General features: G+C 42.4%; 23 protein-coding genes. 20 read left to right on the top strand and 3 right to left on the bottom strand.

The features are described from left to right. Positions 1-140: 140 nt before the first annotated feature. The 14 genes from ACROAE_RS17375 (at position 141) to ACROAE_RS17310 (ending at position 13887) form a co-directional block, all read left to right on the top strand. Positions 141-1826 carry a 4Fe-4S binding protein gene (locus ACROAE_RS17375; RefSeq protein ID WP_432404165.1) on the top strand — a complete coding sequence of 562 codons (1686 nt, stop codon included), beginning with the start codon at positions 141-143 and terminating at the stop codon, positions 1824-1826. Between the two features lie 10 nt (positions 1827-1836). Next, entirely contained in the window at positions 1837-2502 is a 666-nt protein-coding gene (locus tag ACROAE_RS17370; RefSeq protein ID WP_432404162.1) for a TorD/DmsD family molecular chaperone, read from the top strand. Between the two features lie 51 nt (positions 2503-2553). Further along, on the top strand, positions 2554-2751 hold the full coding sequence (locus ACROAE_RS17365; protein ID WP_432404159.1) for a twin-arginine translocation signal domain-containing protein: 198 nt from the start codon (positions 2554-2556) through the stop codon (positions 2749-2751). A 17-nt stretch (positions 2752-2768) separates the two neighbouring features. Beyond that, positions 2769-5618 carry a formate dehydrogenase subunit alpha gene (locus ACROAE_RS17360; RefSeq protein ID WP_432404235.1) on the top strand — a complete coding sequence of 950 codons (2850 nt, stop codon included), beginning with the start codon at positions 2769-2771 and terminating at the stop codon, positions 5616-5618. Positions 5619-5643: 25 nt separating this feature from the next. After that, positions 5644-6240 carry a formate dehydrogenase FDH3 subunit beta gene (gene fdh3B / locus ACROAE_RS17355; RefSeq protein ID WP_188958678.1) on the top strand — a complete coding sequence of 199 codons (597 nt, stop codon included), beginning with the start codon at positions 5644-5646 and terminating at the stop codon, positions 6238-6240. Between the two features lie 47 nt (positions 6241-6287). Next, positions 6288-7304, top strand: a complete 1017-nt coding sequence (locus tag ACROAE_RS17350) for a formate dehydrogenase subunit gamma (RefSeq protein WP_432404155.1) — start codon at positions 6288-6290, stop codon at positions 7302-7304. A 216-nt stretch (positions 7305-7520) separates the two neighbouring features. Next, entirely contained in the window at positions 7521-7907 is a 387-nt protein-coding gene (locus ACROAE_RS17345; protein WP_432404152.1) for a septal ring lytic transglycosylase RlpA family protein, read from the top strand. A gap of 85 nt (positions 7908-7992) precedes the next feature. Then, positions 7993-8787 (top strand): EcsC family protein, encoded by a 795-nt coding sequence (locus tag ACROAE_RS17340; protein ID WP_432404149.1) that lies wholly within the window; start codon positions 7993-7995, stop codon positions 8785-8787. An 89-nt stretch (positions 8788-8876) separates the two neighbouring features. Then, positions 8877-9797 (top strand): formate/nitrite transporter family protein, encoded by a 921-nt coding sequence (locus tag ACROAE_RS17335; protein WP_432404144.1) that lies wholly within the window; start codon positions 8877-8879, stop codon positions 9795-9797. Positions 9798-9889: 92 nt separating this feature from the next. Continuing rightward, the gene (locus ACROAE_RS17330) at positions 9890-10882 is read left to right on the top strand and encodes an alpha/beta fold hydrolase (protein ID WP_432404136.1); all 993 of its coding nucleotides are present in this window, start codon (positions 9890-9892) and stop codon (positions 10880-10882) included. Positions 10883-11015: 133 nt separating this feature from the next. Then, entirely contained in the window at positions 11016-11732 is a 717-nt protein-coding gene (locus ACROAE_RS17325) for a ZIP family metal transporter (protein WP_432404132.1), read from the top strand. A 189-nt stretch (positions 11733-11921) separates the two neighbouring features. Next, complete coding sequence (locus tag ACROAE_RS17320) at positions 11922-12134, top strand: hypothetical protein (RefSeq protein ID WP_432404129.1); 213 nt, start codon at positions 11922-11924, stop codon at positions 12132-12134. Positions 12135-12461: 327 nt separating this feature from the next. Next, positions 12462-12905: a GNAT family N-acetyltransferase gene (locus ACROAE_RS17315; RefSeq protein ID WP_432404126.1), complete on the top strand. Its 444-nt coding sequence runs from the start codon at positions 12462-12464 to the stop codon at positions 12903-12905. A 112-nt stretch (positions 12906-13017) separates the two neighbouring features. Continuing rightward, a complete protein-coding gene (locus ACROAE_RS17310) occupies positions 13018-13887 on the top strand; it encodes an EamA family transporter (RefSeq protein WP_432404123.1) in 870 nt (289 codons plus the stop codon). Positions 13888-13993: 106 nt separating this feature from the next. Here ACROAE_RS17310 and ACROAE_RS17305 read toward each other — a convergent pair whose 3' ends face one another. Continuing rightward, a complete protein-coding gene (locus tag ACROAE_RS17305) occupies positions 13994-15028 on the bottom strand; it encodes a DUF7450 family protein (protein ID WP_432404120.1) in 1035 nt (344 codons plus the stop codon). A 217-nt stretch (positions 15029-15245) separates the two neighbouring features. Here ACROAE_RS17305 and ACROAE_RS17300 point away from each other — a divergent pair, with 217 nt between their 5' ends. Further along, positions 15246-15893, top strand: coding sequence for a hypothetical protein (locus ACROAE_RS17300; RefSeq protein ID WP_432404118.1), 648 nt, complete (start codon positions 15246-15248; stop codon positions 15891-15893). 17 nt (positions 15894-15910) lie between these two features. Here the strand turns inward: ACROAE_RS17300 and ACROAE_RS17295 are convergent, their stop codons facing one another. Then, positions 15911-17713 (bottom strand): tetratricopeptide repeat protein, encoded by a 1803-nt coding sequence (locus ACROAE_RS17295; RefSeq protein ID WP_432404115.1) that lies wholly within the window; start codon positions 17711-17713, stop codon positions 15911-15913. A gap of 278 nt (positions 17714-17991) precedes the next feature. On the opposite strand from ACROAE_RS17295, the gene ACROAE_RS17290 reads away from it, so the two are divergent. Continuing rightward, a complete protein-coding gene (locus ACROAE_RS17290; protein WP_432404113.1) occupies positions 17992-18324 on the top strand; it encodes a DMT family transporter in 333 nt (110 codons plus the stop codon). A 110-nt stretch (positions 18325-18434) separates the two neighbouring features. On the opposite strand, the gene ACROAE_RS17285 is transcribed toward ACROAE_RS17290, so the two are convergent. After that, complete coding sequence (locus tag ACROAE_RS17285) at positions 18435-19598, bottom strand: iron-containing alcohol dehydrogenase (protein WP_432404110.1); 1164 nt, start codon at positions 19596-19598, stop codon at positions 18435-18437. Positions 19599-19849: 251 nt separating this feature from the next. Here ACROAE_RS17285 and ACROAE_RS17280 point away from each other — a divergent pair, with 251 nt between their 5' ends. The 4 genes from ACROAE_RS17280 (at position 19850) to ACROAE_RS17265 (ending at position 23610) form a co-directional block, all read left to right on the top strand. Then, positions 19850-20719: an AraC family transcriptional regulator gene (locus tag ACROAE_RS17280; protein WP_432404107.1), complete on the top strand. Its 870-nt coding sequence runs from the start codon at positions 19850-19852 to the stop codon at positions 20717-20719. 42 nt (positions 20720-20761) lie between these two features. Next, a complete protein-coding gene (gene yqfB / locus ACROAE_RS17275; protein WP_432404104.1) occupies positions 20762-21085 on the top strand; it encodes a N(4)-acetylcytidine aminohydrolase in 324 nt (107 codons plus the stop codon). A 263-nt stretch (positions 21086-21348) separates the two neighbouring features. Further along, positions 21349-22686, top strand: coding sequence for a coproporphyrinogen III oxidase family protein (locus ACROAE_RS17270; RefSeq protein WP_188958710.1), 1338 nt, complete (start codon positions 21349-21351; stop codon positions 22684-22686). Positions 22687-22764: 78 nt separating this feature from the next. Then, positions 22765-23610: a PfkB family carbohydrate kinase gene (locus ACROAE_RS17265; RefSeq protein ID WP_432404101.1), complete on the top strand. Its 846-nt coding sequence runs from the start codon at positions 22765-22767 to the stop codon at positions 23608-23610. Positions 23611-23764 lie beyond the last annotated feature (154 nt).

The following is a 23764-nucleotide window of genomic DNA, read 5'->3' as shown; positions in this document are numbered from 1 at the left end:
ACCGTATTAAGCCGATATGATATTGATATGTTATCGGGTATGCAGTCAGTCGATTTGATGAGTTGATATAAATAAAAAGTGTTAATTGCACCGTGAGCCTGGGTGATTAACCAGAGACAAAAACCGATATTAGGAACGCAATGAGCATAATAAAAAACCAGCCTATGCTGAAACAAGCTCGGCAACAGGTAATGGCGAATACCCAGATTTTACAAAATCTGATCCCGCCAACAGTCAGCTATACCACTCAAGGTAATGTATTAGTCATTGGCCCAGAAGATCTTGCCCGTTTAGCGGCGGACAAATTGTCCACCATGAACAGTTGTGTCATTTTGGCCAATGAAGCGATTACTAGCCAGGATGAAGCACACCTTGAAGCGGTAATGAATGCAGCCACGCAAGTTGAAAGCTACTACAACAAATTAGTCAGTATTAAAGGCTTTTTAGGTCAGTTTCAGGTAAAAGTTGAAGGTGATAATGGCATCAGCGAGCTCAGTGTGGTGGCGATTCGTCAAGCACACTTTGATATCGTACTAGACCTAAGTCACAGCCCAAGTATTAATTTAGAAATGCTGCCTCCTGGGTATTTTTATGTAGGCCAAGACAAAGCATTACTGGCAGATGCCCTTGAGCAAATCCCCGATTTAGTCGGCCAGTTTGATAAACCACGATACGTTAAAGTTAATCACGATATTTGTGCGCATAACAAACATGGCTTAAATGGCTGTAACCGATGCTTAAACTTTTGCCCTGCTGATGCGATTAGTAGCGTAGCGCAAAAAATTGAAATCGACCCTTACCTTTGCCATGGCGCAGGCAGTTGTACCAATGCATGCCCAACAGGGGCATTAAGTTATGATTTACCTACGCCAAAATCTTTGCATGCCTATCTTGAAAAGTTAGTTAGTCGTTACCGTCAACAAGCGCAAACCGCACCCGTGGTGTTATTTCACGACAATGAAGCTGGTGCTCAGTTTATTAGCGACGAGTTAAGCGGCGATGTGTTACCTGTGGCAATGGAAGAAATCACCGTAGCCAGTATTGATCATTGGATGACAACGTTAGCCTATGGTGCTCGGGAAGTGTTGATTTTAAATACCCCTGCTACAGCTCCCACACTGACGCAAATGCTCAAAGGTGAATTGGCATTAGCCAACCGTATTTTAGATGAAATGGGACAGCCACAGCGTATTCGCTTAATTAGCCCTGAAGATCTAAAAGATTTAGAGCCAGCATTAACCATCAGCCTAGCATGGCCAGTGATTATGCCAATGGTTGTTAATCAGGCGGATATTGCCCCAACAAGTAATGCCAAACGCAGTTTATTGTTTCAAGCGATTGACCATCTAAATAGCCAGGCCGCCGCGGTTGTTAACGTGATGCCTCTGGCGAACATTCCTTACGGAATGGTGAGTATTAATAGCGATAAATGCACCTTGTGTATGTCGTGCGTTGCAACATGTCCTACCCAAGCATTAAAAGATGGTGGAGATACACCAGCACTTAAATTCACAGAGCAAGACTGCGTGCAATGTGGTTTGTGTGAAGCAGCGTGTCCGGAAAAGGTCATTAGTCTAATTCCACAAATAAACTTCAATCCACAACAGCGTCAGCAAATCCAAATACTAAAAGAAGAACCACCATTTGAGTGTATCCGTTGCGGTAGCGAGTTTGCCACCCAATCAATGATACATAAAATGGTCGAAATGGTCGGCGCGCACAGTGCGTTTAGCGCCAATATAGAGCGTTTGAAAATGTGTGGCGATTGCCGTGTAAAAGACATGTTTGAAGACATCCTTGACGATCCAGAAAAGCAATTGCGATAAGAGATCTGCTATGACAGAAACAGTGAGACAAATAAGCGAAAACGACCAATTAAGAGCTGATATATATCAGTTGTTGGCCGCGCTAATGCGCCGCCAGCCGAGTGCCGAGTTATTGCAATTTTTAGCTGATTTAGACATAGAAGTCGAAGAAGGCAACGCCATGAGCGATGCCTGGATAGCATTGAAGCAAGCAGCACAAAAAAGTGATACAGATACCCTAGAAGATGAATATTTTTCCATTTTCCTGGGCGTCGGCAGCGGTGAAATTATGCCTTATGGCAGTTGGTTTATGACCGGTTCACTTATGGATAAACCTTTAGCGGCATTGCGCAGTGACTTAATGCAACTAGGGTTTGAACGTGAAGAGAACGTTAAAGAGCCTGAAGATCATGTCGCCGCATTATGCGAAGTGATGGGCTGCCTTATTTTAGAAGCACCTAGTTACCGACAATTAGCGTTTTATCAACGCCATATTAGTAGCTGGATTATTCGTTTTTGTGAAAATTTAGCCAAAACGCCTAGTGCCCATTTTTACGTTGCGGTTGCGCAACTTGCTCTTGCCTTTTTTAAGGCAGAAGCGAATGAATTTGAACAACTGAGTTTAAACATTCCGGTGAACTGTCCAGGTAGTGCTGACCTTGAGCCGGTTGAAGACGAGATTGTGCAAATTAACTAAACCGGATGGTGGCAGTAACTAGCCTCATCTTTTTATCAACAAGGAGACCATATGAAAAAGCAAGCTTCCGACATGGGTCGTCGCCAAGTGTTAAAAGCACTTGCGCTCGGCAGTGCGGCAGGTGCTGTTGCTAGTGTGAGTGCACCCGCGCTTGCCCAAGTGACTAAACCGTCTACACAAGAGCCTACGGGCAATAACTATCGCGAAACAGAGCATATCCGTAACTACTATGCCTCGTTAAGTAAATAACAAAAGGAGAGTGTGTGATGCGATTAACCCGCAAATCAGACACAGTCGAGACTAAAACAACGTCCGGCTTAGGTCTTAACCGACGTCAATTCCTAAAGTCTGCCAGTTTGGCGACCGGTGGTATTGCCGCAGCATCAATGCTTGGTGCAGGTATGATGCGTAAAGCAGAAGCCAAAGATGTACCACATAACGCGCCTACAGAAGTCAAAAGAACAATTTGTTCGCATTGTTCTGTTGGTTGTGGTGTTTATGCTGAAGTACAAAATGGGGTGTGGACAGGGCAAGAGCCTGCGTTTGACCATCCATTTAACCAAGGTGGACACTGTGCTAAAGGTGCTGCATTACGTGAGCATGGTCATGGTGAAAAACGCTTAAAATACCCAATGAAGCTAGAAGGTGGTAAATGGAAGCGTCTATCATGGGATCAAGCCATCAATGAAGTAGGCGACAAAATGGAGTCGATTCGTCAAGAGTCTGGTCCTGATTCTGTTTACTTTATGGGTAGTGCTAAATTTTCAAACGAACAAGCTTATATGTATCGCAAATTAGCAGCAATGTGGGGCACTAACAACGTCGATCACTCTGCTCGTATTTGTCACTCTACCACGGTAGCCGGTGTTGCAAACACTTGGGGCTACGGTGCGCAAACTAACTCGTTTAATGACATGCGCAACTCAAAGTGCATGATGTTTATTGGTTCTAATCCATGTGAAGCTCACCCAGTGGCGATGCAACACATTTTAATTGGTAAAGAGCGCGGCGCTAAAATCATTGTCGTTGACCCTCGCTTTACCCGTACAGCGGCTAAATCTGATGAATATGTCCATATTCGTCCAGGTACTGACATTCCATTTATTTATGGTTTGTTATGGCATATTTTCGAAAACGGCTGGCAGGATGATTCATTCATTTCTCAACGTGTATACGGCATGGAACGTATTAAAGAAGAAGTGAAGAAATACACTCCAGAAGAAGTTGAACATGTTGCTGGCGTGCCAAAAGAACAAATGTATCGCGTCGCTAAAATGATGGCTGAAACTAAGCCAGGCACCATTGTATGGTGTATGGGCGGTACTCAGCATCACATTGGTAATGCTAACACCCGCGCTTACTGTATTTTACAGCTAGCCCTTGGCAACATGGGTATCGAAGGCGGCGGAACAAACATTTTCCGTGGTCACGATAACGTACAGGGTGCAACAGACTTTGGCTTGTTGTTTGATAACTTACCAGGCTATTACGGTTTAACGTCAGGTGCATGGGACCATTGGGCCAATGTATGGGACTTAGAACCGAGCTGGATTAAAAGTCGTTTCGACCAAGCTCAATACTTAGGTCAAGACCCACAAACCTCAGCAGGTATTCCTTGTTCACGTTGGCACGATGGCGTGTTAGAAGACAAAACCAAGATTGCGCAGAAAGACAATATTCGTCTGGGCTTCTTTTGGGGACAGTCAGTTAACACCGAAACCCGTGGCCGTGAAGTGCGAGAAGCACTCAACAAAATGGATACAATTGTGGTTGTCGATCCATTCCCAACCATGGCCGGTGTGATGCACGAACGCCAAGATGGGGTGTATTTATTACCAGCATCAACGCAGTTTGAAACCTATGGTTCAGTGTCTGCGTCTAACCGTTCACTGCAGTGGCGTTCGCAAGTTATCGAACCATTATTTGAGTCATTACCTGATCATATCATCATGTATAAATTGGCCAAAAAATGGGGCGTTGCAGAACAATTCTGTAAACACATTAAAGTCAATGGCGAAGAACCATTGATTGAAGATATCACTCGCGAGTTTAACACGGGTATGTGGACCATTGGTTACACAGGTCAAAGTCCAGAGCGTTTGAAAATGCACCAAGAAAACTGGGGTACTTTCGACGTTAACTCACTTGAAGCGCCCGGCGGCCCAGCTAAAGGCGAAACCTATGGTTTACCTTGGCCATGTTGGGGCACACCAGAAAACAAACATCCAGGTACACAAATTTTGTATCGTACCGGACGTGAAGTTAAAGACGGTGGTGGTAACTTCCGCGCGCGTTATGGTGTGGAACATGAAGGCAATAACATTCTTGCTGAAGGCTCTTTCTCGAAAGGATCTGAAATTCAAGACGGTTACCCAGAGTTTACTGCCGACATGCTTAAACAGCTTGGCTGGTGGGACGATCTAACTGCTGAAGAAAAAGTTAAAGCAGAAGGACAAAACTGGAAAACTGATATTTCTGGTGGTATTCAACGTGTGGCAATTAAGCATGGTTGTATCCCTTACGGTAACGCTAAAGCGCGTTGTATCGTATGGAACTTCCCTGATGACATTCCATTACACCGCGAACCACTGTACACCCCTCGTCGTGACTTGGTGGCTAAGTACCCAACGTATGAAGACCGTATGGTGGCGCGCCTACCAACACTTTATAAAACCATTCAAGATAAGGATTTTGCTACCGACTATCCACTTGCCGTTACAACCGGACGTTTGGTTGAGTACGAAGGTGGTGGTGAAGAGTCACGTTGTAACCCATGGCTTGCAGAACTACAGCAAGAAATGTTTATCGAGATCAACCCAGCAGATGCTGCAGATCGCGGTTTACGTGATGGTGATGACGTGTTTGTTCACAGTCCAGAAGGGGCAAAAATTACCGTTAAAGCAATGGTGACACCACGTGTTATTGCTGGCGAATGTTTTATGCCGTACCACTTTGCGGGTGTATTTGAAGGCAAGAGCCTAGAGAAAAACTACCCAGAAGGCACAGTACCTTACGTAATTGGCGAATCCGCTAACACCGTAATGACCTATGGCTATGACATTGTGACTCAGATGCAAGAGGCTAAGTCTAGCTTGTGTCAGATCAGCAAAGCCTAAACACTTGATGAGGAGATAAGCCATTATGGCAGTCATGAAATTTCTGTGTGACACCAAACGCTGCATCGAGTGTAACGGTTGCGTCACAGCTTGTAAAAACGAGAACGACTCTGCTTTAGAGTGGGGTATTCAACGTCGCCGCGTGGTGACCCTTCACGATGGTGAACCAGGAGAAGCATCAATATCAGTGGCGTGTATGCACTGTACCGACGCACCTTGTATGGCAGTATGCCCTGCAGACTGTTTCTACCGTACCGAAGACGGCATAGTGCTACACAACAAAGATACTTGTATCGGTTGTGGTTACTGTTTCTATGCTTGTCCGTTTGGTGCACCGCAGTTCCCTAAAAAGACTGCATTTGGTAGCCGTGGCAAAATGGATAAATGTACTTTCTGTGCAGGTGGCCCTGAAGAAGATCATTCAGAAGCAGAGCGCCTCAAATACGGTTCTAACCGTATCGCAGAAGGTAAATTACCTATGTGTGCCGAGTTGTGTTCAACCAAAGCGTTACTTGCGGGCGATGCAGGCATTGTGTCTGACATTTACCGTCAACGTATGGCATCACGCGGTAATCCAAATGTGATTTGGGGCTACAACCCTAAAACCGGCGAAATGATCTAACCAGAGCATGTGCTGCGATTAAGTTCGCAGCCATATAAGGAGTGACAATGTTAACTTTAACGTTAAACAAATCACTGCGCAGGATGTTTGCTCTGTTGGTTCTGTGTATGGGATTGGGGTTGGTTACATCACCGGTGTATGCCGCGGATGAACAATCTAGCCAACAACAAGCAAAGTCTAAAACCAGCGATGCAGATCTCTGGCGCGCAGTTAAAGCCGGCGAACCGGGATACAGTACAGACAAAGGCTTAGATGCTGATGTACTTATCAATGTCGCAGGCAATGAAGGTAAGATACTACGAAATACTTACTTAAAACCCGCACTAGGCTTAGCTATAGTCGGCGTTTTTGCTGCCTTTTTAGTGTTTTACTTCGTTAATGGTCCATCCAAACTGAGTAAAGGCTTTTCAGGTAAAATGGTACTTCGTTGGAGCAAAGCTGACCTCTGGTTGCATTGGGTTATGGCAATCTCTTGCCTAACGCTTATGTTAACGGGTTTGGTCATTATGCTTGGGCGGCATTTCCTTGCTCCTTATGTCGGTGACGGCATTTGGGCAGGTATTATCGCCTTCTGTAAGTTTACCCATGACTGGTCTGGACCTATTTTTATGGTGTCTTGGCTATTATGTGTAATCAAGTGGATGCCGTTACAAACCTTTAAAATGTACGATTTTAAATGGTTTTTAGTGGTCGGTGGCTACATTAACTTTGGCCCGTTTAAAGGCAAACACCCAGACAGTGGTTTTGCTAACGCGGGTGAAAAAATGTGGTTCTGGACCTTAGCTATTTTTGGTCTTAGCATTAGCGCAACAGGGGTCATGCTAGTGTTCCCTACGCTCGACTTGCCACGCGAGTTATCTATGATCGCTTTACTTGTACATGGGGTGAGTGCAGTTATTTTAATTGCGTTTACCATCGTGCACATTTGGATGGCGACTGTACTCAGCGAAGGCGGTATGGAGTGTATGGTATCGGGCTATTGTGACGAAAACTGGGCTTCGCAGCACCACAATTTGTGGTACGACGAAATCAAAGCCGATGGCACCCTAAAATACAAAGAGTAACTCAGCTGTAGCGGTGTGAATTCACCAGACTATTGTTAATCTAAAACACCTTGTGGGGCTAACTCGCAAGGTGTTTTTTATTGGGGTATCAGTATAAGTCTCATGAAGAGTTTAATTTGAATCACTATTCAAAGTCGGTTACTGTTCATCACATAATGACACGACAAAGCGAGTGATAGCGTTGGCTCGTTATGTGAACACACAATAAGATAAAACATGGTTACCATTTCTCGAATATTACTCCTATCTTTATTTTCATTACTTCTGGTTGGCTGTTCTACAATCCAGTCAGATAGTGGTGATCGAATAGGTTTTACTGAGTACGGTCAAGCTTCATATTATTCAGATCGTCATCAAAATAATAAAACCGCCAATGGCGATTTATACCAACACAACCTTAAAACTGCTGCCCATAAAACGTTACCCTTTGGTGCGCATGTTAAAGTCACGAATACTGCCAATGGTAAAAGTGTTATCGTTAATATTAATGATCGCGGTCCTTTTGTAAAAGGGCGGATTATCGACCTCTCCAAATCGGCATTCAGTAGTATCGGCAATATTTCGGCAGGGGTCATTGAGGTTAAAATTGAAGTTGTCAGATAGCTTATGCTTCTAATGCGTTTGGGTGTGTAAAGTTGGTCAGGGAAAGCTCTGTTGGAGTGAATTGATTTATTGCTAAGGGGAATAAGTGAATATTTCAGCGTCACATCAAAAAGAGTTGGCAATGGCCAAATCATTATTAGAAAACCCTGGCTTGGCGGTTAAAATAACGAATTTTATCGGCACGCCGATTGAAAAGGGCTTAGCGTTATTGCCAGACAACTGGAATAGAAATATCGCTAAAGTGACTGAAAAGTCGTTAATGAAAGCCTCTGAAGCCGCTATTTTTACGATGAAAGACATTCCTGGAGAAGCGTCATCTAATCGCTGGCATAAACTGGGTGTTGCGGTGAGTGGTGGTATGGGTGGTTTTTTTGGTTTAGCTGCGATTGCAGTTGAACTTCCGGTTTCAACTTCTATTATGTTGCGATCTATTGCCGATATTGCCCGCAGTGAAGGTGAATTAATTACCTCGTTAGACACTAAAATGGCTTGTCTAGAAGTGTTTGCTTTAGGCGGCGCGAGCGATTTAGACGACAGCAGTGAATCAGGTTATTTTGCGGTAAGAGCTGCTCTGGCTAAATCGGTGTCAGAAGCGGCTGAGTTTATGGTTAAAAAAGGCGTAACAGACGAAGCGGCGCCTCTTCTCGTTAAACTCGTCAGTAATATCGCTGAAAAATTTGGCGTGCAAGTCACCCAAAAAGCCGCTGCTCAAGCCATACCAGCCATTGGCGCCGCGGGTGGAGCCATCATTAATACTTTGTTTATTGATCATTTTCAAGACATGGCCAGAGGCCACTTTATAGTCCGTAAGTTAGAGCGGCAATATGGTTATGATACTGTCAGGAATGCTTACAACTTATTACCTAAAAATGTGAATTAAGCGCCATCGCAGCACCTGTTGGACTTAGCGGATAGAACAACATTGAACGTTCAGCAAGTCTTACGTTTATCGCCGAAAAGGATAGCAATATGACACAAAATGGACCCACTCAATCTGATAAGCCCCTTGCGGCAACGTCGAATATGCACTCTAACCACAAAGCGGTTAAACGCGAAACGCGGGAGCACGAAGCTACCGCATCAGAAATCGCCTTAACTGACTCCGAGCGTGAAGCCGTGGCTGAAAATAGCAGCCTTTCTTCGTTAACCGTGTACTCAATCATACTCAGGGAAGGGCAAGAAGAATTAGAGCGGCCGATGCTGTCTTTATGGTGGTCAGGTATTGCTGCCGGTATCGGTATTTCATCTTCGGTATTAGCAGAAGCGGTTATTCGTAGCAATCTTGGTAGCGATCATCCTTATCTATCGTTGATTGAAAGCCTGGGTTATACCTTTGGTTTTGTATTGGTGATTTTAGCCAGGCTGCAATTATTTACCGAAAATACCATTACCGTGATTTTACCGTTACTGGCAAACCCTTCTAAACAAAGCCTAGCGTGCACTGCGCGTTTATGGACTGTGGTGCTAGGGGCTAATTTTGTCGGCACATTTTTTACTGCTGCTATGGTGGTGCATGGTGGAATATTAACGGAAGATATATTTAGCGCGATATTACAGATATCGCGCCATGTGGCGGAGCTAACGCCATCCGAATCGTTATTGCGTGGTATTCCGGCTGGATTTTTTATTGCTGCCTTGGTGTGGATGCTCCCTTCTGCAAAAGGGTCTGAGTTGCTGGTGATAATCATGTTTACCTGGTTAATTGCCGCAGGCGAGTTTACTCATGTTATTGCGGGCTCTAATGAAATATTTACCTTAGTGCTCAATGGCGAGTTAAGTTTTTTCACGGCATGGTCTCATCATATTGGTCCTACGTTATTGGGTAACATTATTGGCGGTACCGGCTTATTTGCAATGTTAGCTTATGGCCAAGTTCGCCAAGAAATGTAGTTCAACAGATGAATAAAACGATGTTGTAATAGATGTAAGTGACTGCTACTTTGAGTTTTTATTGATGTATTATTTCTTTGAGTGAGATAAAGATGAAGCGTTTTTATTTAGTATTATTGAGCCTATTTACGGTGTTAGCACCTGTATTTGCCGCAGAACCTGTTAAATACAATAAAGAGTTGGACGGATTTGACTATCCATTTGAAGTGCAGACGTTTAATTTTAACTCACAAAGCAAAGATTTAGCGATGCGCTATATGGATGTGGGCGCTAAAGACGCAAAGAAAGTGATCGTGCTGTTACATGGCAAAAACTTTTCCGGCTACTACTGGGAACAGGTTGCAAACGATCTATTAGCTAATGGCTACAGAGTGATTATTCCTGATCAAATTGGCTTTGGTAAATCAACCAAGCCTGAGTTTTATCAATACAGTTTTGGTCAATTAGCCTTAAATACTAAATCGTTATTAGACAGCTTACACATCAACACGTTTGATCTTGTAGGCCACTCTATGGGCGGCATGTTAGCGACAACATTTGCGGTTAATTACCCAAGCGCAGTTAATAAGCTCATTTTGATTAACCCTATCGGCTTAGAAGATTACAGTCGATATGTGCAATTTAAAGACGTTAACTTTTTCTATAAAAATGAGCTAGCCGCAAGCGTTGATAAAGCAAGAAACTACCAAAAAGCCAATTATTACGACGGTAAATGGTCTGATGAATACGAGAAATTATTAGTACCCATGCAAGGGATGTTAGCAGGCGATGATTGGCCTATTGTTGCTTGGAATAATGCCCTCACTTATGGGCCAATATTCTCAGAAAACGTTGTCGATAGATTTTCGCAAATAACGAATGAAACGGTACTCATTATAGGCACTCGAGATCAAACCGGACCTGGTCGTGGTTGGTTAAAAGAAGGCGTAACCAGAACCTTAGGTGATTACAAAAAGCTTGGCGTTAATGCTCATAAGTTAATTAAAGGTTCAACCTTAATCGAGCTTGAAGGGTTAGGTCATATGCCGCAAATTGAAGATTATGATGGCTTTATTAAGGCATTTCATCAAGCGCTGGGTAAATAATAAACATATAACCTAGCCAAAGTGATTAAGATGTTCATTATGTTTGTCATCTCCAGAAATAGTCTCATTATTTCATGGTGATGACCTGTTATTGTTGGTTATAACAGCTTTTTACGCTTTAAAGGATTAAATCATGTCTTTGCTGCTAACCGTTATAGCATCAACATTGCTTGCTGGTTTGGCTATGCCTTTAGGCGCCTTTATTGCCCGCTTTGAAAAAGTAGGTAATGAGTGGATTGAACAAGAGTTCAGGCACAGTGTCATGGCATTTGGAGGTGGAGCATTATTATCTGCTGTTGCTTTAGTGTTGGTGCCAGAAGGGCTCGCACATCTTAATCCATTAGCTGCATGCATTTGGTTTATGGTCGGCGGGCTTAGCTTCATGGCCCTTGATATTTACCTTAATAAAATTGATACCCCTGCCACTCAACTTGCTGCAATGCTGTCAGATTTTATTCCTGAATCTATCGCGCTAGGTGCGGCTTTCGCAACCGGAAGCAACACTGCATTTTTACTGGCGGCGTTAATCGCGTTACAGAATGTGCCGGAAGGGTTTAATGCCTACCGAGAATTAAATGCCTCTTCTGCATATCAGCCTCAAAAAATTATAATCATGTTTTGTTTGATGGCTGTGTTAGGCCCTATCGCTGCAATGTGTGGTTATTTGTGGTTATCAGAATCCCCACAAATTATTTCAGCTGTGATGCTTTTCGCCTCGGGCGGCATTCTTTACTCCATATTTCAAGATTTAGCTCCTCAGGTAAAATTAGCAAAACGTTGGGCACCGCCAATGGGAGCTGTTTTTGGTTTTTGTCTTGGTATGTTGGGATTAATGTTAACCGCATCATGATGACCGCGCGGTATAGTATTACGCATAAATTTAACAAGCATTAGTGTTGTTAACAGAGAGTAATATATGGATTACAGTCACTTATCTTATCTACATTTAGTTACAGTCGTTCCAGCATTTTTCATTGGTACCTAATTGCTGATGGTTCGAAAAGGTACACCTAGACATAAAGCATTAGGCAAAATTTATATGCTATTAATGTTGTTTACTGCCATTGTGTCTTTATTGATGCCAGCACAATTAGGTACGTTATTTTTTAATCATTTTGGTTATATTCATTTACTCAGTTTACTGACACTTTACGCGGTACCTGCAGGGTATTTATACCCAATCAACTTGAAGATACGTGTTTCAGAGCTTCACCGTGTTTTCAATACTAGGCGCGTTAATGCGGTAATGTAGGCACCTTATAAATTAGCGCAACAACGTAGTGGAAACACGGTGAAACTCCCAAAGGGCAAGTTTTACACGCGTTTATGCTGTGTTATTGATTTTGGAAAGGGAACAACCATTCCCCGCAATAAATGCCTTGCCTAAACGCGTGTAAATTCTTGCTGAAATCGAGCATCTTCAGGTTGTTTGGGTATAGATATTAAAAAAGGTAATGTTAATGGTCATAAGCGCAGCATGATTATTTTGTATTGTGGTGGGTTAATCGTTGCGGGCACGTTTGCCGTTATGCCTGGTCGGTTATTACATAGTTGGTTGGTGAATTAAAGAGAGGGCATTATGGCTTATCAGTTTGTTGAAGGTACGGTAGACGATATTGTCGCGGTACTTAGATTAGTGCCTGAGTTTGACAATAGCATCACGGCAACCTCAATAGCCGAGCGTCTTACGGGTAAAAACGCGTTAATTTTAGTGGCTAAATGCGATACAACGCCCATAGGTTTTAAAGTGGGCTACTCGCTCAATCATGATGAGTTTTACAGTTGGCTTGGCGGTGTTGCACCACAACACCGAGAAATGAAAGTCGCCTCTCAATTACGCCAGTTGCAAGAGTCTTGGGCTGTTATCCATGGCTTTAAAGCGATTAAAGTTAAGTCCATGAATCAGTTTCCCAACATGTTACATATGCTTATTGCCAGTGGTTATCATATCTGTGGTTATGACAATAATGGTGCAACCACGAACAGCAAAATCGACTTTATAAAAAGCATCGCACAGGCATAGGATTAATTGCTTAATGGTATGACTTCTGTGCATGTTGATATTTAATACTGCTCGGTTTTAACGTGCTCATGTAGAATGCCGTTATTGCGTTTTTCATCTTTAGGTTTTTTCTATGCAAATCAATCGTGTACTTCTTACTGCTGTCGGCAGTGTGTTGTTGGCAATGGTAACGATTCAATCTGGTGCTTCTTTAGCAAAACAACTTTTTCCTATCGTGGGGCCAGAAGGCACTACGGCGTTACGTTTAGGTTTTGCCGCGGCCGTATTGTGGTTGGTGTTCCGTCCTTGGCGTGCGTTACCTCAAGGCCGAGATTGGCAAAGCATTATTATTTATGGGCTGTGCCTGGGCGGGATGAATATTTTATTCTATCTCTCAATTGAACGTATTCCCCTTGGGATTGCCGTCGCCCTAGAATTTACCGGCCCTTTAGCTGTGGCATTATTTGGCTCAAAGCGTAAAAGTGATTTGTTTTGGGTTGCCTGTGCTATTGCGGGTATTTTGCTGCTTATGCCCAGTTTGTCTAGTACGCAAGGGCTTGATGTCGTTGGTGCATTAATGGCACTGGCTGCCGGTGCTTGTTGGGCTGGGTATATTTTATTTGGTACTCGCACTGGTAAACAGGCATCTGGTGGTATTACGGTTGCACTCGGGATGACGGTGGCAGCTGTTGTGTTAGTGCCTGTAGGCGCCGTTAGCCAAGGTTTAGCGTTAATCAGTTGGGAAGTCTTACCGCTTGGTTTATTAGTGGGAGTATTATCAAGTGCGTTGCCATATTCATTAGAAATGGTGGCGCTGCGTAATATGCCTACTCAAGCCTTTAGCGTGCTAATGAGTTTAGAGCCTGCGATTGCGGCATTGGCAGGCTTTATTATTTTAAGTGAGCAATTGACCTTATTACAATGGTCCGCCATTGGCTTGGTGATTATCGCATCAGTAGGCAGTAGCTTTACTCCTAAAAAAGCGGTTGAGATGGGCGTGTAGATTTCTATGCGCAAGAACATATTTTGTATTTTTGTTATTTTTCACCAATAAAAAATAGTCAGTGAGGGGACTCACTGACTATGTATAACCCTTTATCAATTTAGGTTTATAGCTGCTTTAATGGTTTTATTTCTGCTCTTTTCATTTCTCTTGGGAACGGCTTACCGGGTTTTCCTGGTTTTACTGGCTTTAAGTGTTTTTTACTCGAAGGAACACAGAACAACTCACGTTGATCATTGACTATCTGATCAGGTGCAAACTGGTTGTTGATTTCTAGATTGTAGTTTTCCACTTTGCTGTGCTTGATTAAGTCATAACAAACCATATGGCGCTTTTCATTTTGAACTTTATACATCTTGTCGTTGTGGATCTTGCTTGAAGGGTTACATAACAATACTGGCTTACCCAAAACTGCACGCGTTTTACCAAACTGATCTTCTATCATAATAGTTTCTTCGCGAAGGGCATCTCCTTTCTGCACGCCATAACATTGGAAGTGTTCTCCAGGCATATGGACTGCACCAGCGTCAACGATATCCCCACAGGCTGCGGTGAATACAGAATAGGTTTTTTTGGCTAAATTACTTGTCGACCAAGCCCAGCGGAAATTATTCGCATTAACATTACTGGCGAGAGGGAAGTTCATGGTTCCCCAGGGTGAGGTGCCTCCCGCGACAGAACCAGGCAACAGGTAAGGCGATTGGCCATTAGCTAAAGAACCTGCAATTAATGCATTAATTTGACTTGCATTAGGCCCTCCAGTTTGTGCCCAACCGGATGATGGAGTCGTTGATTGATATGCCTTAAAGTGCCCAGAGCCTGTATAAATAGTATTATCACCCTTAAAGATGGCTGCCATACCTTGGGATACTGCACCATCCCCCCACGCAATAACACTCACTGAACAGGTTTCTAGTGATTGTGCTGAGTTGTCGATATCAAACTTGAATGATTCTATCTTTTTCCAATTACTGCCATTGGCCCCACGGTAAACCACTGTAGGTGTACTACCATTACCTGGTGAATGTACCACAATGAAATCGTTATCTGCTGTGACGTTAGCGGTTATTGGGGTTGCACAAACTATTGTTGATGCACTCATTAGACACATACTGATTAATGTTTTTTTGAGTATACTCATCCTGACTTTCCTTATTCTGGTTAGTAAAATGTTGAAGCATGCTTAATGACTTAAGCTGATTTAAAACTAACAGTTAAGATAAAAAAGTCAGCAAAGTTAGAGGGTTAAAAAGGGGGTGTTTTGTGTTTTACCCAAATTTACCCTAGTATTTAGTGGACTATAAAAATGGAAATGCATAGCGTCTAAGTTGATGCATTCATTCTAAAAAGGATATTTTATGAAATACGTATTACCCCTAGTCACTCTGCTTAGTTGTGCTGGTAGCGCATCTGCGCACCAACTTGCATTTAATGAACTCACGCCTGTCAGTGCCGCGATTAAAACCGAAATCACTTTTGAACTGAGCGAGATGGATATGATTAAACAGTATCATTATCGTGCTCAGTACTTTGATATTGAAAAATGGATGATGAGTAAACAACTGACATTACATAATGATCATGTTGCTGCGTCACAATCGATGAACACTCGTCAGCTTCTGCAACCGGAAGTCGAAATAGATGATTTAGGGGGCTTTCATGGCGTGATAGACCCATTCACGAAGCTACAAGACAATAATGTTAATTCACCCGATCTTAATAGCGTAACAAATCGAATCAATATTGCAGGGCTTGTGGCTGTGTCGATGTGTAATGCTTATGCTTCGATTAATATCAAAGATCAAAATAATAATCTAATGCCTAAGTTTATTGCACCTAATAGCTTTTTAGTGGGGATTAATCCTGCGACAGCACAACAAAGTGATTACCGATTGACTGAAGGATTAACGTTTAGTTGTGTGTATAAAAATGTACTTAAGCCAGTAGTAAGAGACAGTGTTCGCGAGATAAAACTACAGCAACCATTACTTAAAAAAGGTGGGTAAGCCGCAAAATTAGTCAATTACGTTACGCCTAAAGACTCGCTCTTGATCACTTGCATAATTTGGTCAAGGTGCGAGGTCAATAATGTTCTATCATCGTTAGACAAGTTGCACTCAGACAAGATGAAGTGACAGGTTTTAACCACATTACGCCACCGTGGATTATCAGGTAATTTTTTTACGTGTAGGTATTTATCTAAAGAGCGTGTTCTTAGACGGCCGGAATCGATAGATATCGTCCAAATTTGGCTTCTGTCGGCTAATTCTACTTTATTCGTTTTAGTGCTTTTCTCCCAAATACTGATGCAATCAATCATCGTATTCACTAATAACTCAGCAAATGAAGCCGTTAATTCTGACGGTGACAATGGCAAAGTTGCCTGCTGTTGGGTGTCGTCTTGTTCTGTTATATCGTCATTAGATAATAAAAATAATTGCTGTTTATGCGACTCGATTATGGTCATTAAATGCTGCTGGGTTTTACGTTTTCTATAAATATAAAAGCTCACAATAAAGCCAATTAACAAGCCAATACTGGTAATGCCAAGGATTAAATTAAGTAGCTTATCTATTTTTTGGCTCTTCTGCTGACTGGCAACTTGCTCTTCTGCTAATGCTCGTTGCACGCGTTCATTCTCTATGTCGCTTTGAATGACTGTAATGTTCTCACTGTATTTTTTTTCCAATAAGGCTTCGTGTAACTGTTGATATTTCTTTAGATAAACCAGAGACTCGTAGGGGCGGCCATTGTCATAATATAATTCGCTAGCATAGTGATAAATGTTCATTTTTTGCAATGAGTCTTGTTTCGTGTCGCTATAGTCCATTGCACTTTCAATAAATTTTATGGCTTGAGTCGCATCTTTTTGATGTGTGGCTATTTGGGCTTTTAAATAGAAAATTACATCATGAAACGAATGGTCGTCGCGGGTTAAATATTCCGATAATGTGTCGGCGACATTTAGGGCTGGAGTAAATTCATTGGCATTGATATGGATCGTCGCGACATTAATTAACGCAGAAAGCCTGTCGTCACCGACAAGGTTATCGTTGTATGCTTCGATGACCTTATTACTGTAGAAATTTTTCTTATTGAATTCATTGTTTATATTATATATCTCAGCAAGATTTCCGTAGAGATGTGACATATAACCGATAACATGAAGATCTACATTATGAGTGGTGTAGCGTAAATAATGTTTAAGTGATAGTTCAAAATAGCGCTGGGACTCTTTAAATTTTTCGAGCTTTTTATAGATCAAACCAAGATTGTTGAGGGTTATCGCAGTATAAAAGTCATTACCTAACGCTTCTTTAATCGCTAAACTCTTCTGGTAGTAGCTTAATGCTTTGTCATATTGATTCAAATACTGTTCAGTTAGTGCTAAATCGTTATAGCTTTTCGCCAGCCAAATTTCAGACTCTTGGGCTTTAGCAATGCTAAAAGCTTGTTCAAATAAGGTTTTAGCTTCTTGATAGGACTTTCTATAAAGTTTTTCAGCGGCTTTCTTACGTAGCCAGAGATATTGAATTTCGACATTTTGAGTAAAAGCAGCGCTATTTTTAACGTCATCAAGCATTTGTTCCGCAGCGACTTTGTCACCTAACTCTTGGTTTATATCATATAAGATAAGTTGTAACTTGGCGGCGATGATGGGGTATTTATCAATATCTAATATTTTGAGCTGTTGGCTGCAAAAGCTCAGGCTGGCTTGAGGGGAAATCTGTTTTATACGGGCTTTACATTGCTCTAATGTTAAGCTGGTTTGTTGTGTCGCCTCTTCTTGGGCTGTTAACTTAGCCGCGGTTGCAGGCATATGCATCGAATAGATCGATACCAATGCAAATAGAAAAACAGCTGTAAGTCCCTGCACTTAACCACCAAGTCCAATCATTAATATCATTTAAGTATTATTACACCGTCAAATAGGTGCAATGTCATTTAACATATTAACAACATAAACCGATAGTCAACGTAAATACAAGAAATAGTAGCGATTGGCCATGTCTAGAGTTAAGTAATCGTTCTAAAATCGAAAGCTGTTTTTTTATTACTTAGCCTTTATACTTCGCAGCTGTTTTGTCTGCGTAGAAAGTAAAAATGAAAAGTTGGATATTGTTAAGTGTGGCTATTTTAACGGAAGTGTTAGCCACTTCAGCGCTTAAAGCCAGTGATGGATTTACTAAAATCGCACCTTCAATCATCGTTGTTGTTGGCTATGTGTTGTCTTTTTACTTTCTCTCTTTGGCATTAAAAGGGATCCCTGTCGGTATTGCTTATGCGACTTGGGCAGGCCTTGGGATTGTGCTTATTACCTTAATAGCTTGGGTGATGTACGGTCAAAAGTTGGATTTAGGTGCGCTGGTAGGCATGGGCTTTATTCTGATTGGTGTGGTGATAATGAATTTATTTTCAAATGTGACGCCGCATTAGCGTAGAAAGACAGGTCAATCAAAAAGGGCTTAACAATGTATGTCATTGTTAAGCCCTTTTTAGTTGAGGTTAAGTCGAAGCAACCAAATGTTGCTTCGATTACAAGCTCATTACCACGCCATGTCTAAAATCTTACGGCTGGTGGCCAAATCGACTTTGCCGCTTTCAGACAGTGCTGTCATGCCGTGTGCTTCTAATGCATCGACGACTAGCGAGAGTTGCTCTTGAGTGACACCATGATCGCGTAAACGCACTGGTAAACCGACTTGTTTGAAGAAGGCCTCAGTTTTGTCGATGGCTTGCTCTACTCGGCTAACTTCATCACCTTCAGTAATATCCCAAACGCGTGCTGCATATTGCACTAACTTAGCGTGTTTTTGTTCTTTCAACACACGCCATAGTGATGGCAATACTACCGCTAGCGTTTGTGCATGGTCTATATGGAAAAGTGCGGTTAACTCATGGCCAATCATGTGAGTAGACCAATCTAATGGAACGCCTGTGCCTATCATACCGTTTAGGGCAGATGTCGCACTCCACATTAAGTTTGCACGAGCATCATAGTTTGTTGGCTCTTCAACTGTGATTGGACCAATTTCAATGAGGGTACGTAAAATACCTTCTGCCATGCGGTCTTGTACGCGGGCATCAACTGGGTAAGTCGCATATTGCTCAAGCACATGTACAAACGCATCAACAACGCCGTTTGCGACTTGAATTTTTGGTAAGCTGAAGGTGAGTTCAGGATCAAGCATCGCAAATGTTGGGTAAGCACATGGGTGGTTTACGGGGAACTTACCACCTTGATAACTGACGACAGCAAAGGCATTCATTTCTGAACCCGTAGCTGGCAGGGTAGCAATAACACCAAGAGGAATAACCTTATCATTTGCGACTGGAACAGGCGTGAAGCCGTGATGCAGCAATGTCGTGGTATCGCCATCAAACTGAGTTGCCAGGGCAATAAACTTAGTGCCGTCCATCACTGAACCACCACCAACAGCGAGTAAAAAGTCGATGTTTTCTTTACGAGCAACTTCAACGGCTTTCACGAGTGTGTCGTACTTAGGGTTAGCTTCAATACCGCCAAATTCAAATACTGTGCGGTTACCTAATGCTGCTTTAACTTTATCTAGTGTGCCGAAACGTTGTACGCTGCCGCCACCGTAAGTGATTAATACTCGAGCATTTGCTGGGACCAGTTGGTCTAACTCTGCGATACGGTCTTTACCGAAAACAACATGAGTAGGGTTACGATAATCAAAATTAAGCATAATGGGGGCCTTTTGGTTTAACGGTGAAACAAATAAGTGGCTTATTGTGTATACCGATTTTTGATACACAACAGCAACAATAAATCATGTGGTTATGATAATCCTTTTCGTCAAAATAAACATACACAGAACTATCGTGTTCATGCCTATTTCTACCTATATTGTTATTTTATGACTGTTTATTGATTATTTTAATACCTTTTACTGCTTTTTTGGTAGTATCGATGCAATGGTTTTTTAAGGGGGAAGGTATGAATGAGATAGCAACATTAATGGCACAGCTTGCACCAAAAGAAGGGGTTAATAATACTCATTTGGCTGGGGTACGTATGTTTCGTGGCTCTCAGTATGCTTCTCGAGGGCCATTATGCTATTCCCAGGGAGTGTTGATTGTGGGTCAGGGCAAAAAGCGTGTGTATATAGAGGACCAAAGCTTTGATTATGATCGTCAGCATTCATTAGTGATGACCGTACCGCTCCCGGTAGAATGCGAAACCTTTGCTAGCATTGAAGAGCCTGTATTAGTGTTAATGGTTGATATTAACTTAGTGCAGCTAAATTACATCATCAGGTTAATGGATGAGCATCATCAAATTCCAAAAGACTTAAATGAGTCGCGCCAGAGTGGCTTTTTTATTGCCGACAGCACTGAAGACATGGACTGCAGTGTGATTCGGTTATTGCAGGCATTACAGTCGCCGTTAGAGGCCAAAGTGATGGGCGAGGCGTTAGTGCTCGAGTTGTTATATCGACTATTGGATTCGCCAAATGCCGCGCCGCTGTATGCTTTGTCGTTAAGCCATACCCGCTTGTCGAGAGTGGAAAAAGCTCTCAGTTATATTCACAAACACTATGGTGATTCGGTCGAGGTCGATACATTAGCGGGTTTAGTGAATATGAGTCCCTCCGCGTTTCATCGCTGCTTTAAAGAGGTGACATCATCGTCGCCGATTCAATATGTGAAGAAAATTCGCTTAAATAAAGCCAGAGAGCTACTGCAATTACAAAAGCTGAAAGTGAAAGACGTGTCTAGCCAGGTGGGTTATGAAAGTACGGCGCAATTTAGCCGTGAATTTAAACGCTACTTTGATCAAAGTCCTGGTGAATGCGCGAGGTTATAATGCGCATTTACATCGCGTTCGCTTATTGATGAAGGGATTAATATGTTTGCAGTACCGACAAAAATAACATTTTTTGAGTTTTTGACGCCATTAGTCGAGTCGGGTCAAAAGACGATTACAATACGTGATAGCAGTGAAAGCCATTATCAACCAGGCAGTATAGTTGAGGTCTTTACATTAGAAACTCATGTAAAAGTGTGCGACATCGTGATTTTGGCTGTGGAACCGCTGGCATTTGGTGACATCACTGAGTTCCATGCAACGCAAGAGAGCTTGCCATTGGATGAGCTGAAGCAATTAATCAACAAGGTTTACCCTAATCAACCAAGTCTATTTATGATTTCATTTTCGCTAGTTAAAGCCTAGCACTGGCGGAAAAACAAGGTATCTCCCCGTTATTTATAACATTTTACTCGTCGTGAAAAAAATCCTTAACAGCAGTGTCTAAAACATGATCTGCTTAACAATTGATTGACGCCAACCATGTTAGTTTGCATATCTATTGGCTAACTCACGTTTTAGCTGTCTCTATGATGGTATTTTTACTCTCTGCTTACAGTATACGTATTTAGCGTTGCGCTTTTTTATCAATGGTTTGCTCTCAGGGCTTCATTCAATTAGGATTTTTTATGTCTTCAATTATTCAATCAGCCAGCCAGGAGTTGATTAAACCTTACCAAGCGAATATTACCGTGCCCAATTGGATGATCAGTTCAATGGAGCGGGTGATGCAATATTATGTCGACAAAAACCTGCGCCTTGACACTATTTCGACCGACCGCATGCCTAAGCCGGTGGAAGGCAAAAAGTACATGCTGTACGCTCACATTCCGTTTTGCCATACCTTGTGTTCGTTTTGTACTTTTCACCGTTTTTTATTCCGCGAAGACAAAGCGCGTGAGTACTTTATTGCGCTACGCAAAGAAATGCAGATGGCAAAAGATTTAGGCTATGAATTTGAGTCTATGTACATTGGTGGCGGCACTACAACGGTATTAGAAGACGAATTAGCTCGTACCATTGAGCATGCAAAGAACCTGTTTCCTGGCATTAAAGAAGTGTCTTGTGAGTCCGATCCGCAACACCTAGCCAGCCCTGAATTTAAACAACTTAAAGGCCTAGTTGACAGAATGTCGATTGGGGTACAAAGCTTTGATGACGGCATTTTAAAGATGACCGATCGTTTAGATAAGTTTGGTTCAGGCCAAGAAACATTTGACCGTATTATGGCGGCCAAAGAGTTATTTCCGATTATCAACGTCGATTTAATTTTTGGTTTTAAAGGCCAAACTGACGAGATTATTCAGTCAGATCTTGATATGGCCTCTAAGCTCGACCCGCGCCAAATTACCACTTATCCGTTAATGATTACACACCAAACTCGTAAAAGTGTTAAAGGCCAGTTAGCAGCTCCTCATGGTGAAATGGTTAATCAGTATCGCCAGATTTTAAACAGCTTAACCGGTCAGTATAACCAGCTATCAGCATGGGCATTTGGCAAAACCGATAATGAAGGTTTTGATGAATACGTAATTGATTATGATGAATACCTCGGTGTGGGTTCAGGCTCATTCAGTTTTTTAAATGACACTTTATATGTGAATACATTTTCGCTTAAAAAATATCAACAACGCATCGCGCAGGGCCGTATGGCCGTTGAGCAACAGAAAAAATATCAATTAAAAGAAGTGATGCAATATCGCTTCTTATTAGGCATGTTTTCGGGGCGATTATCGCGTCAGTATTTCCGCGATACCTTTAACGTGAATTTAGATACAGCTTTGTTTAAAGAGATGGCATCAATGAAAGCCATGGGCGCACTAAAAAATGATCCGCTTAATCCAGATGAATTGATTGTTACCGACAACGGCAAAATGCTGGGCCTATTGATGATGAAAGAGTTTTATTCTGGTATGGACAATGTGCGTGCGCAGTTACGTCAACCGTTGGCTGAGACTGACATGTAATTATGTCGATAGCAGTGTGATCTATGCCGATTTTGTTATACTGAATACTCTTTTTTCGGAGTTATTTTAGGTATCGCTATGGCCAATATTTTGTTACTTGCAAATATAAACTGTGACCGTATTTTACGGCTTGATAAGCCGTTACAAACCGGTGGCAGGTTTCATTATCAAGATGGCGGTTTGCGTTTAGGTGGCGGCGGTGCCAACACAGGTTTGGGTTTGGTGTGGGCTAAGCACAATGTGTCGTTGGTTAGCGAAGTTGGCAGTGATGATATTGGCGATTGGATTTTAGCGAAAGCGAGTACCCTTGGCTTAGATTGTCGCCTGGTGCATCGCTTTAGCGGCAATACCTGCGAAATGTTACTCGTCATGACACCCGATGGCGAACGTACCATTATTCGACCACAACGACCGATATTTGAATTACCCGCGGCGCCAGATTGGCAACAATGGGACGCATTTTACATTAACTCCTCCGCCAATGGTGCAGAGCTATGGGCGCAAGATGCCATTAGCCATAATCCAGATTGTATTGTGGTTGCGCAATTGGCTAAAGACCAACGCGAGCGACCTTGTCATGTATTAATTGCTTCTATTACCGATATGCAAGGCAGATGTAACCAAGCGCCATGGCAATTTGCTCAAACCATCGCGGGTAATGCATTACAGTATTTTATTGTGACAGACGGCGATCAAGGCGCGATAGTTTATAGCGCTGAAGTAGAGCAACATGTTCCAGCGGTTCTTGCTGATGTGGTCGACACCACTGGTGCGGGTGATGCTTATGCTGCTGGTGTTATCCATGGGTTATGTCAAAAAATGTCGATTACTGAAGCGATGCACGAAGGGGCATTATGGGCATCATTTGCGGTTGCGACGCAAAGCTCTATTCCAGGTGAGGCATTGCAAAACTATCTTGCATAAATGGACTAATGATCACTTGGATTGTCATTTTTATGTCATTAATCCCGTTTAATATGTTCATGTCTGATTAACTTGTATCGTATTACGCTGAGTTAACCGCTCACCTTACTTTTAACGATACATTCTCCCTGTTATTTATCGCCTTACTATCCCC

Origin of the sequence: Shewanella sp. MF05960 (assembly GCF_050849305.1) — a bacterium.
Classification (GTDB): Bacteria; Pseudomonadota; Gammaproteobacteria; order Enterobacterales; family Shewanellaceae; genus Shewanella.
The sequence above is the reverse complement of the archived record's forward strand: the minus strand, read 5'-3'. Positions and strand labels throughout refer to the sequence as shown.

What these genes read in the sequence shown, in the direction of transcription:
- ACROAE_RS17375 (WP_432404165.1), top strand. Translation starts at nt 141, where the DNA reads ATGAGCATAATAAAAAACCAGCCTATGCTGAAACAAGCTCGGCAACAG.
- ACROAE_RS17370 (WP_432404162.1), top strand. Translation starts at nt 1,837, where the DNA reads ATGACAGAAACAGTGAGACAAATAAGCGAAAACGACCAATTAAGAGCT.
- ACROAE_RS17365 (WP_432404159.1), top strand. Translation starts at nt 2,554, where the DNA reads ATGAAAAAGCAAGCTTCCGACATGGGTCGTCGCCAAGTGTTAAAAGCA.
- ACROAE_RS17360 (WP_432404235.1), top strand. Translation starts at nt 2,769, where the DNA reads ATGCGATTAACCCGCAAATCAGACACAGTCGAGACTAAAACAACGTCC.
- fdh3B (WP_188958678.1), top strand. Translation starts at nt 5,644, where the DNA reads ATGGCAGTCATGAAATTTCTGTGTGACACCAAACGCTGCATCGAGTGT.
- ACROAE_RS17350 (WP_432404155.1), top strand. Translation starts at nt 6,288, where the DNA reads ATGTTAACTTTAACGTTAAACAAATCACTGCGCAGGATGTTTGCTCTG.
- ACROAE_RS17345 (WP_432404152.1), top strand. Translation starts at nt 7,521, where the DNA reads ATGGTTACCATTTCTCGAATATTACTCCTATCTTTATTTTCATTACTT.
- ACROAE_RS17335 (WP_432404144.1), top strand. Translation starts at nt 8,877, where the DNA reads ATGACACAAAATGGACCCACTCAATCTGATAAGCCCCTTGCGGCAACG.
- ACROAE_RS17330 (WP_432404136.1), top strand. Translation starts at nt 9,890, where the DNA reads ATGAAGCGTTTTTATTTAGTATTATTGAGCCTATTTACGGTGTTAGCA.
- ACROAE_RS17325 (WP_432404132.1), top strand. Translation starts at nt 11,016, where the DNA reads ATGTCTTTGCTGCTAACCGTTATAGCATCAACATTGCTTGCTGGTTTG.
- ACROAE_RS17320 (WP_432404129.1), top strand. Translation starts at nt 11,922, where the DNA reads ATGCTATTAATGTTGTTTACTGCCATTGTGTCTTTATTGATGCCAGCA.
- ACROAE_RS17315 (WP_432404126.1), top strand. Translation starts at nt 12,462, where the DNA reads ATGGCTTATCAGTTTGTTGAAGGTACGGTAGACGATATTGTCGCGGTA.
- ACROAE_RS17310 (WP_432404123.1), top strand. Translation starts at nt 13,018, where the DNA reads ATGCAAATCAATCGTGTACTTCTTACTGCTGTCGGCAGTGTGTTGTTG.
- ACROAE_RS17305 (WP_432404120.1), bottom strand. Translation starts at nt 15,028, where the DNA reads ATGAGTATACTCAAAAAAACATTAATCAGTATGTGTCTAATGAGTGCA.
- ACROAE_RS17300 (WP_432404118.1), top strand. Translation starts at nt 15,246, where the DNA reads ATGAAATACGTATTACCCCTAGTCACTCTGCTTAGTTGTGCTGGTAGC.
- ACROAE_RS17295 (WP_432404115.1), bottom strand. Translation starts at nt 17,713, where the DNA reads ATGCATATGCCTGCAACCGCGGCTAAGTTAACAGCCCAAGAAGAGGCG.
- ACROAE_RS17290 (WP_432404113.1), top strand. Translation starts at nt 17,992, where the DNA reads ATGAAAAGTTGGATATTGTTAAGTGTGGCTATTTTAACGGAAGTGTTA.
- ACROAE_RS17285 (WP_432404110.1), bottom strand. Translation starts at nt 19,598, where the DNA reads ATGCTTAATTTTGATTATCGTAACCCTACTCATGTTGTTTTCGGTAAA.
- ACROAE_RS17280 (WP_432404107.1), top strand. Translation starts at nt 19,850, where the DNA reads ATGAATGAGATAGCAACATTAATGGCACAGCTTGCACCAAAAGAAGGG.
- yqfB (WP_432404104.1), top strand. Translation starts at nt 20,762, where the DNA reads ATGTTTGCAGTACCGACAAAAATAACATTTTTTGAGTTTTTGACGCCA.
- ACROAE_RS17270 (WP_188958710.1), top strand. Translation starts at nt 21,349, where the DNA reads ATGTCTTCAATTATTCAATCAGCCAGCCAGGAGTTGATTAAACCTTAC.
- ACROAE_RS17265 (WP_432404101.1), top strand. Translation starts at nt 22,765, where the DNA reads ATGGCCAATATTTTGTTACTTGCAAATATAAACTGTGACCGTATTTTA.